The organism is Flavobacterium sp. CFBP9031 (assembly GCF_034044945.1).
Lineage (GTDB): Bacteria > Bacteroidota > Bacteroidia > Flavobacteriales > Flavobacteriaceae > Flavobacterium.
Genome location: NZ_JAXCWF010000002.1, coordinates 484,385 through 494,628, shown reverse-complemented (window position 1 = coordinate 494,628; position 10,244 = coordinate 484,385). Strand labels below are relative to the sequence as shown.

8 protein-coding genes are annotated in these 10,244 nt (G+C 36.5%); 2 read left to right on the top strand and 6 right to left on the bottom strand.

Annotation, left to right across the window (positions count from 1 at the left end; translation table 11 throughout):
• Positions 1-293 precede the first annotated feature (293 nt).
• From SOM12_RS05675 to SOM12_RS05660, 4 genes are all read right to left on the bottom strand, one after another.
• Positions 294-1,550: an efflux RND transporter periplasmic adaptor subunit gene (locus tag SOM12_RS05675; RefSeq protein WP_320492714.1), complete on the bottom strand. Its 1,257-nt coding sequence runs from the start codon at positions 1,548-1,550 to the stop codon at positions 294-296.
• A gap of 2 nt (positions 1,551-1,552) precedes the next feature.
• The gene (locus SOM12_RS05670) at positions 1,553-2,794 is read right to left on the bottom strand and encodes a TolC family protein (protein ID WP_320492713.1); all 1,242 of its coding nucleotides are present in this window, start codon (positions 2,792-2,794) and stop codon (positions 1,553-1,555) included.
• 117 nt (positions 2,795-2,911) lie between these two features.
• Positions 2,912-6,049, bottom strand: a complete 3,138-nt coding sequence (locus SOM12_RS05665; RefSeq protein WP_320492712.1) for a CusA/CzcA family heavy metal efflux RND transporter — start codon at positions 6,047-6,049, stop codon at positions 2,912-2,914.
• 108 nt (positions 6,050-6,157) lie between these two features.
• Positions 6,158-6,481 carry a DUF6660 family protein gene (locus SOM12_RS05660; protein WP_320492711.1) on the bottom strand — a complete coding sequence of 108 codons (324 nt, stop codon included), beginning with the start codon at positions 6,479-6,481 and terminating at the stop codon, positions 6,158-6,160.
• A 289-nt stretch (positions 6,482-6,770) separates the two neighbouring features.
• On the opposite strand from SOM12_RS05660, the gene SOM12_RS05655 reads away from it, so the two are divergent.
• Entirely contained in the window at positions 6,771-7,892 is a 1,122-nt protein-coding gene (locus SOM12_RS05655) for a hypothetical protein (RefSeq protein WP_320492710.1), read from the top strand.
• 12 nt (positions 7,893-7,904) lie between these two features.
• A complete protein-coding gene (locus SOM12_RS05650) occupies positions 7,905-8,669 on the top strand; it encodes a porin family protein (RefSeq protein WP_320492709.1) in 765 nt (254 codons plus the stop codon).
• 182 nt (positions 8,670-8,851) lie between these two features.
• On the opposite strand, the gene SOM12_RS05645 is transcribed toward SOM12_RS05650, so the two are convergent.
• Positions 8,852-9,451, bottom strand: a complete 600-nt coding sequence (locus tag SOM12_RS05645) for a chemotaxis protein CheB (protein WP_320492708.1) — start codon at positions 9,449-9,451, stop codon at positions 8,852-8,854.
• The gene (locus SOM12_RS05640; protein ID WP_320492707.1) at positions 9,430-10,242 is read right to left on the bottom strand and encodes a CheR family methyltransferase; all 813 of its coding nucleotides are present in this window, start codon (positions 10,240-10,242) and stop codon (positions 9,430-9,432) included. Before SOM12_RS05640 ends, SOM12_RS05645 begins: the two co-directional genes overlap by 22 nt.
• Positions 10,243-10,244: the final 2 nt, after the last annotated feature.

The window sequence follows — 10,244 nt, the reverse complement described above, 5'->3', positions numbered from 1 at the left end:
AGGCCACATCAGGGAATTGATGGAAAAAAGCCAATCGAAATGATAAATCCGTTACCGAAATAAGTGACTTTTACAATTTCGACGAAGGAGAAATCTCCGCTAGAAACTCCACAAAGATTGAATTCTAGGAACGGAGCTACTTGTGGAGATTTCTCCTTCGTCGAAATGACAAATAATACGTTTATTCTCCTTGTAAAAAACTTTGCGACTTGGCGCCTTTGCGAGCAAATTCCAATCCAACAAAAAAACTTAGTCCCTTAGTATCTTAGCTACTTAGCATCTTTTAAAAAAAACTAATGCGAATGCTCCCCGCCTCCCTTCATTGCAGAAAGCAGATAAAATGCGCCTTTTGTAACAATCTTTGATTGAGAATCAATCTTATCAACGAATTTTACTTCTGTAAAACCTAAATCGGTTGTGCCTGGAATAACTTCTACAGCTTTAAAATGAATTTCTTCTTCGTGTGCTTCTTCTTTTTCGCCTGCTTTGTGTTCGTGTTTTTCTTCTGCATGACCTTCTTCCTGAACAAAAACAAAATACTTATCAGCATTTCTAACTACTGCATCTTTTGGAAGCGCTGGAACAGTTGCATTGGTAATATTAATATTCGCAGAAACGTACATTCCCGGAATCAAACCTTTGGCATCAGCGGGATCAATTCTGGCATGTACGGCAACCGTTTTACTTTCGTTAGAAAAAGACTTATTGATTCCGAAAATCTTTCCTTTAATCGATTTATTCGACTGATTCGTTAACACAAAATCAATTACCTGACCAACAGAAATCGAACCCAAATCTTTTTCATATACATTCAGATCCAAATGCATCTGACTGTTGTCTACCACTTCAAAAAGCGAAACTCCTGTATTCGCAAAAGCACCTTTGGCAATATTGATTTTTCCAACAAAACCATTTATTGGCGAAACAATCGGCACGACCGATGTCGCTCCTTTTGTATTGACATGTAAAGCATCCAACTTGTTTTTTGCTGCTTGAGCACGAGCTCTTTCGGCTGCTAATTTGGCTTTTACTTCCTGAAAAGTCTTTCTCGGATTCACATTTTCCTCACTCAATGTTTTCTGACGATTATACTCTAACTGCAAGAATTCAACATTCGCAACGGCCGACTGATAATCTTCCTGCATTTCTATAACTTCCAAATTCTGAATCGTTGCTAGAACTTTCCCTTTGTTTACATAAGTTCCTTCTAAAACAAAAATATCTTTTACTGTTCCGCCAATTAAAGTCGAAACCTCAGCAGAATTTTGCGGAGGAACTGTTGTGTAACCATTTGCTTTGATGACTTTGTTAAGATTTCGATCTTCTACAATTCCAGTTTCAATGCCAACCGTTTTGTATTGTGATTCCGTCAAAGCCACTTCTGTAGTTTCTTTTTCTTCTTCCTGAGCTTCTTCCGCTTTCTTTTCGTTACAACTTGCTAAAGTAACCGCAAGGCACGCAAAGACAAAGCGCAAGGCACGCAAGGAAATTAAACTTTGCGTTAAAATCTTTGCGCTCTTTGCGGTTAAATAATTCAGTATATTTTTCATGATTAATTGTTTTTGATAGTTGGAAATTGAAGTTCGATAGCGCTCTGATTATAGCTGTGCGTTGCCTCTGCAAATTGTTTTTTAATATCAATGGCCTGATTTAAAAAGCTGATATACGACCAGTAACTCATATCGCCGTTGGCATAACTTTTTTGCGCCGTTTCAATAATCTGATCGGCATAATGCAGCCCTTCATTTTGGAAATAAGCTAAGTTTTTCTGCTGCTTTTTGAAATTGTTCTGCAATTCTTCTTTCTGCAGATTCAGCATCATTTTATTTCGATCTAAAGCCATTTGCGACTGCGAAATACTGATTTCAGCCGCTTTGGCTTTGGTCGTATTCACACCGCCAAATAACGGAATCTGTAATCCTGCTGTAAAACCCTGAAACAGCGATTCGGTATTAATGGTTTGTGCAAAATAGCCTAATCCAACTTTTGGTGTTCGCAGTGCTTTAAACGTTCCCGCTTCTTTTTGGTAAACCGAAATCTGCTGCTGATAAAAATCGGTCATCAGCGTTTCTGCTTCTGTATTTTCCTGATTTTCTATAAAAGTGTATTGTAAAGCCGTCTTTGAATCGGGAACAATATTTTCGTCTGTCTGAATGAAAAATTGCAATTGTTTCTGATAGATTGCCAAGTCGTATTCTAACTGTGCTTTCTGTGTCTCAATTTCTTTTACTTTAGCTTTTGCACTAATTACTTCTATGTTTCCGCTTTCTCCTGTTTTAAAACGAAGCTCGGCGTTCTTTAAGAACTTGGTGTAAATAGCATTCAATTCTGAATTTAGTTTCTGGATGGAAACACCATACAAATATTGATAATACGCCAATGTCACCGCTTTTTCAATTTCATACGAAGACAGAGCTTTTCGTTTTTCGGCCAGTTTTGCCAATTCTTCCTGCAATTGTCGGTTGGCTTTAGTTATATTTCCTAACGGAAAAAACTGCTGTACCGAAACGTTATGGTCAAAATCGGCACTATTAAACTGCCCACCCTGATACTGTACTTGCAAGGGATCGGGCTGAAAAGCCGCTTTTTTAAGAACGGTTTGTTTTTCGATTTCTTTGTCAGCGATTTTTAAGTCGATGTTGTTTGATTTGGCTAGTTCTATTGCTTTTTCCAGACTTATGGTTTGCTGTCCTTGTGAAGGTAAGGTAAGCAATAGAAACGCAATTAACCGCAACCCCGATAGCCATCGAGAGCAAAGCTTTTTCAATCCTATTTTATATGTTAAGTTTTTCATTTTCTTATTTTTTTATCTCTCGCAGATTTTGCAGATTTAGGGGATTTTTTAAAATTAATCTGCCAGATCTGCTGAATCTGCGAGAGAAATTATTTTCTACACGCAGTAATAAATTATCTAATTATCAGATTTTCTAATTATCTCATTACGATTAAACTTCTCCAACAATAAATACAAAATCGGTAAGACGATCAACGTTAATAAAGTTGCCGAGATTAATCCGCCGATTACTACGGTTGCTAGAGGTTTCTGAACTTCTGCCCCGCCGCTTGTGGATAAAGCCATTGGCAAAAATCCTAATGAAGCTACAGCTGCAGTCATTAAAACAGGACGCAAACGTGTTTTGGTTCCGATAAGAATTCTCTGAAACGGATCTGAAATTCCTTCTGTTTTTAACTGATTGAAATACGAAATCAATACAATTCCGTTTAAAACTGCAATTCCGAATAAGGCAATAAAACCAATTCCCGCCGAAATACTAAATGGCATTCCTCTCAGCGACAGCGCAAAAACACCTCCAATAGCCGATAACGGAATCGCACTAAAAATCAGCAGCGCTTGTTTGGCACTTTTAAAAGTAAAATACAGCAAGACTAAAATCAGTCCCAAAGCAATTGGCAAGGCTACAGAAAGTCTTTTTGAAGCTTCGATTAAATTCTCAAACTGTCCGCCATACGTCACATAATAACCTGCGGGAAGCTTAAAGCTTTTATCCAGTTTTGCCTGAATTTCTTCGACAACACTTTTGATATCTCGTCCACGAACATTTAAACCAACGGTAATTCTTCGTTTTCCGTCTTCGCGGATAACCTGTACAGGACCTTGTTCGTAGTCTACAGAAGCAACCTGAGAAAGGGGAACTTGCTGTCCGCTAGGAAGCGGAATAAACAAATTACTTACATCGGTAATATCTCCACGATTGTCTTCATCCATTCTTACTACCACATCAAATCTTTTGCTTTCGTCATAAATCTTTCCGGCCACTTCTCCAGCAAAAGACGAACGTATAATCTGGTTGATATCTGAAATATTCAATCCATACAGGGCGATTTTATCGTAATCGTATTTGATGGTAATCTGTGGCAATCCCGTTACTTTATCAGCTTTTAAATCACCGATTCCGTCGATTCCTTTTATTTTCGAAATCAATTCTGTCGCTTTGGCATCTAGAATTTCCAAATCGTCACCAAAAATCTTGATGGCAATATCAGATCGGCTTCCTGTCATTAATTCGTTAAAACGCATTTGGATTGGCTGAGAGATTTCGATATTAGCCCCTGGAATAATTTCCATTTCTTCTTTCATGGCATTGGCAAGTTCTTCCCAATTACGGTATTTGCCTTTCCATTCTTTTTTGTCTTTTAAAACAATAATCAAATCCCCGCTTTCAATTGGCATCGGATCGGTTGGAATTTCACCACTTCCGATTTTAGTTACAATAGTCTTAATTTCTGGGAATTTAGCTTTTAGAATCTGTTCGTATTTCGTAGTAGTTTCCACCATTTGCGTTAGCGAACTTCCTGTCATAATGGTCGCATTGATAGCTAAATCGCCTTCTTCGATTGTTGGAATAAATTCGCCTCCCATATTCTGGAAAACGATAAAGGCAAAAGCAAATAATCCGACAGCAATAGAAAGCACGACTTTTTTAAATTTTAAGGCTTTTTTCAATAAAGGCGTATAACGGCTTTCTAGCCAAGCAATCATGCGATCGCTAAAGTTTTCTTTGTGTTCTGTTTTTTTCGAAAGAAACAAAGCGCTCATCATTGGGATATACGTCAGCGAAAGAATAAATGCTCCAATAATGGCAAAACCAACTGTCATGGCCATTGGTTTAAACATTTTTCCTTCGGTTCCAATCAAAGCCAGAATTGGCAGATATACTATCAGAATAATGATTTCTCCAAAAGCAGCACTGTTCCTGATTTTTGAAGCCGAATTATAGACTTCTTCGTCCATTTCTTCCTGCGTTAGTTCTTTTTTGTTTTTGAGTTTCTGCAGATGATGCATCGTCGCTTCGACAATTATTACGGCGCCGTCGACTATAATCCCGAAATCTATGGCTCCGAGACTCATTAAGTTTCCGCTTACGCCAAAGGCATTCATTAAAATAACGGCAAACAGCATTGCCAGTGGAATCACAGAAGCAACAATCAATCCCGCACGAAGATTTCCTAAGAATAATATCAGAACAAAAATTACGATTAAAGCTCCTTCTAATAAATTCTTAGCAACGGTTTTTATAGAATTATCAACTAGTTTTCCTCTGTCAATAAAAGCTTCGGCAACAACTCCTTCGGGAAGGCTTTTATTAATCTGAGCCATTTTTTCGTGAACACGGTTTACAACAGCGCTGGAGTTTTCTCCTTTCAGCATCAAAACCATACCCGAAACAATTTCTCCTTTTCCATCTTTGGTTGATGCACCATAACGCAAAGCGATGCCTTCGCGCACCTGTGCAACATTTCGAACCAAAACAGGCGAACCATTTCGGTTTTTTACTACCACATTTTCAAGGTCTTTTACGCCTTTTGCCATTCCTACACCGCGAATAAAATACGTATATTGATCTTTTTCGATATAAGCACCACCTGTATTTTGATTGTTTTTTTCTAAAGCATCAAAAATTTCGGTTATCGTTACACCCAAGCTATTCAGCATGTTTGGATTTACAGCAATTTCAAACTGTTTTAGTTTTCCGCCCCAAGTACTTACATCGGCAACACCTTTAATACCCTGTAATTGAGGAATAATAATCCAATCCTGAATGGTTCTCAGTTCGACAGCACTATATTTGTTTTCATAGCCTTTTTTAGCATAAACATCATATTGGTAAATTTCTCCTAATCCTGTTGAAATTGGTGCCAATTCGGGAGAATTTACATAATCTGGAATGTTTTCTTCGGCTTGTTTTAAGCGCTGAAAAATTTGTTCGCGAGCCCAATAAATATCTACATCGTCTTCAAAAACAACGGTAACAACCGATAATCCGAAACGGGAAATACTGCGAAGTTCTATAATATTGGGGACTGTTTTTACAGCTCTTTCTAAAGGATACGTAATTAATTGCTCGACTTCTTGACTCGCCAATGTTGGTGCAGTGGTAATAATCTGAACCTGATTATTGGTTACATCTGGCAGGGCATCGAGCGGTAAATTTTTAAGCGAATAGCTTCCCCAAGCAATGAGTGCAAGGGTAAATAATAGTATGACGAATTTGTTTCGTATACTAAACTGAATGATTTTATCTAACATTTGAATATATAATGACGTGAGAAATTAGACAATTAAATTGTCTGTAAAAGTGTGGAAAGTCCACAACTCTCTCGCCCGTTTTCGATCTTTATCGAACAGGCCTAATCATTATACTATTTGAGGGGGCTGCCAAATACTTCCATAGAAATTGGAAATAAAAACAGAACTGTAACTTGGTAATGCAATTGAGATTTGATTGTAAGTCTTAGGAAATTCAAAACTTACGGCAGAATGGTAACTTAAAACCTGTGCGCCGCAGCAATTGCAGGCACAAAATGGAGAACATAAATCATTGTCTTTGTCGTGCGAATGATTGTCTTCTGAAGCAAACTGAGCTGTTTTATGCATAGCACTGTTTACTTCCATATCGGCACATGGCATATTAGACAATGCCAGCAGGTAAATTGATAATATGATTGTTATCCATTTCACAGTCGTAAAAATACAATTATTTTTTCAATTGGTAAGTCATGCTAATAATTCCTAAAAGAAAAATACTGAAAAATAGCACAAAAATTATTTTTAAGGCTTTTATCATTTTCTTATTAATTTTTGTCGTAGGTAAGAAAATTTCGTTAACTTTAACATTAATTAACACATTATTAAGCCTTTAATTTACAACAAAACCTATTTAGCATACAGAATAAAAAGTTTTTCATACCTCATTAGTACATATTTATTTTTCGCAGTTTAATTAATTAACATTAAAACACTCTAATCAATGAAATGTAATACACTAATATCAGCCTTTTTATTACTATTTAGCATGCAAATTTTCGGGCAGGTTTATACCGACAAAATTGTAGGGAAAAAAAATGAAGAATTAAAAGACAGTCTTAAAGTCGAAAAATATCCGTACGCTTTACCGATCTGGGGTGAGAAAGTAGCTCAAAAAGGATACAAACTTCCCTACTCTGCAGGTGTTTCTGTTAATTATTTTTGGCAGGAATCTGAAATTGTCATTAATGATTTAAACATTGGTTTTAATCATGGGCCCCAATATAACTTAGATGAAATTGTACGATTTGATAAATCAACGGTTGAAGCTGGTGCGCTAACTATTAGACCTGATATCTGGCTGCTTCCCTTTTTAAATATTTATGGAATTTTTGGAAAAGCCAAAACGGCAACTAAAATTAATGCTGGTATTTGGGTGCCAGATGCAGATAACAATTGGTCTGAAGTCGCCAATTTTAGCACCAAAGCAAATTTTGACGCTACTACTTTTGGTATAGGTATGACACCAACAATTGGTATTGGCGGTGGCTGGCTGGCTCTGGATATGAACATGGCCTGGACTGATATTAGTTCCCTAGATAAACCTGCTTTTTCCTATGTTTTTGGTCCGAGATTAGGAAAAACATTTAAATTCAATAAACCAGACACCAATATAGCGGTTTGGGTTGGAGGTTTTAGAGTTCATATTTCTGGAGATACAAATGGTGATTTGCCTTTATCTGATTTTATTGATCTAAGCAGTGCTCAAGCTAAAGTAGACAGCGGACTTCAAAAAGTTTCTGACAATCAGACAAAAGTAGATGCATGGTGGGATGGTTTAACTCCAGCTGAACAAAAAAATCCAGTTAATGTAGCCAAACATAACACTGCCGACAGAGCTTTAGAAAGAGCAGGAACATTCCTTGCAACTCTTGACGGAGCACTGAGCACAGCCTCAGATTCATCTGTTCAATATTCCCTTCAAAAAAGACCAAAAGACATGTGGAACTTTATTATTGGGTCTCAGTATCAATTCAGTAAACATGTAATGTTTCGTGCAGAGTGCGGTTTCTTAGGTTCTCGTACACAAGTATTGGGAAGTTTGCAATACCGTTTTGGACTGTAATTCATCCATTATATGAAAAAGATTTTATTAATCGTTTTTGCTTTCTTCTGTATTTCCACGGCGCAGTCACAAGTTTTGATTTCCTTAATCTTTGGAGATAAACTCAACTCAGAGTTTTTAGAATTTGGTCTGGAAGGCGGTGCAAATTTTTCTACCATTTCAAACATGGGATCTTCTGCTTTAAATCCAGGATTTAATCTTGGTTTTTATTTTGACTTTAGATCAAGAAAAAATCCGGCGTGGATGATCAATACTGGAGTAATTGTAAAATCTCCTATGGGAGCAAAAGAGATTCCGGTGTATTCTCTAAACGATGAAAATCTAGACAATACTTTTGCGGGCGGACATGTAAATCGTGAAATACGTTATTTTAATGTTCCGATATTAATTAAATACCAATTTAAAAATAACATCTATCTCAAAACGGGACCTCAATTTGGTTTGTTAGCCAAAGCATTTGATGAGTTTAAAAACGAAATCAACAAAGATGATGTGGTTTACAAGAAAAATATTAGAGATCAGATTCATGTTATAGATGCTGGACTTGCCTTCGGTGCGGGCTATCATATGAATGTTGGAAACGGTTTAAACATCACCGTTCAATATTATTACGGACTTGTTACGGTGATGAAAGGAGATGGTCCAAATAATCAATACAACCGATCTTTGTATGTGACGGCAGGAATTCCGATCGGAAAAGGAAAAGCGGCACAGAAAAGAGCCGAAAAAGAAGCTGAATTGAATAAAGTTGTGCTTCCAGAAGACGAGAAAAAATAGTTTTTATATTCAAAAAATATATTTCGCTCCGCTGGAGCTCTTGCTTATGTCTATAATTATTTGCTATAAATATTTCGTCCCTCTGGGACTAAATCTAAATTATTTTGCAAACATAGGAGAAACTAATTCTATAGCATAATTTATCTGGATATGAAAAGCCTCAGAGAGAGTAAACCTCCTTTTCAATCAACTTCCGATTCTTGATTTATTTCTTTTATAAACTCTAAAATCTCTTCGGTTTTTAAAATAAAATCTGGCACTGTATGCAAAATCGCATTATTGGGCATAAAAGGCATATCTGCAGAAAGCGGATTCTGTACAACACTAATTCCGCCCGTTGCCTGAATTGCTCTCAATCCTGCTGTACCATCCGAATTGGAACCCGAAAGTAGAATCCCAACTAAATTTTGACCATATATTTCTGCTGCAGACTCAAAAGAAACATCTATACTTGGTCTACTGTAGTTTATTTTTTCTGAAGTGTCTAAAGACAACGTTTCTTCTTTTTCAAATAATAAATGATAATTGGAAGGCGCGATATAAATAAATCCTGCTTCAAGTTTTACTTTATCTTCGACCTCTTTTACTTTTATTTTTGATTTTAAAGCGATTAAATCTTCTAAGGTTTGTTCGTCGGAGTTTTTTCTGTGAACAACAATGACAATAGCAAAAGAAATAGGTTTTTCTATAAAAGGTAAAATCTGCAATAATGCCTGCAAACTTCCTGCCGAACCGCCAATTATAACTACTTTACAATTTGTTACTCTTTTATTTTTCTCCATATTTTCTCTTTATCAAATTGTTTGTATTTGGTTTGAGATATAGAATACTTTATAGTTTCTTTTGTTCCAAGTGCCAAAAAACCTAAAACAGCCAAGCTGTCATCAAATAGATTGACCACTCTTTTCTGCAGATTATTATCAAAATAAATCAAAACATTGCGGCACAAAATCAGATCAAATTCATTAAACGAAGTGTCAGAAACCAGATTGTGCTGAGAGAAAACCATCTTCTCCGATAGATTCTCATTAAATTTTGCAAACCCATAATTGGCAATGTAATAATCTGAAAAATCTTCCTGTCCGCCCGCTTCACGATAATTATCGGCATAATCTTTTATCATTCTCAGCGGGAAAATACCGCTTTTTGCCGTTTCCAAAACCGTAGCGTTTATATCGGTAGCGTACAATATTGATTTATGCAGCAAACCTGCCTCTTTGAGCATAATCGCCATCGAATACACTTCTTCTCCTGTAGAACAGCCAGCATGCCAAATTCTGATAAAAGGTTTGGTTCCTAGCAAAGGAAGAATTTCTTTTCGAAGCGTTAAATAAAAAGACGGATCACGAAACATTTCTGTAACGTTAACCGTTATTTCATCAATCATTTTTTTGCAATATTCTGGATCGGTACGAACTTTAGACAGAAATTCATGAAAATGCTTAAATCCATCCAAAGTAAATACCCTGCTTACACGCCTTTTTAGTGAGGCTCTTGAATAACTTCCAAAATCAAAACCATAATATTCGTAAACTTCATTAATGAGAGTCTCTAATTCAATATCTTCAATCATAA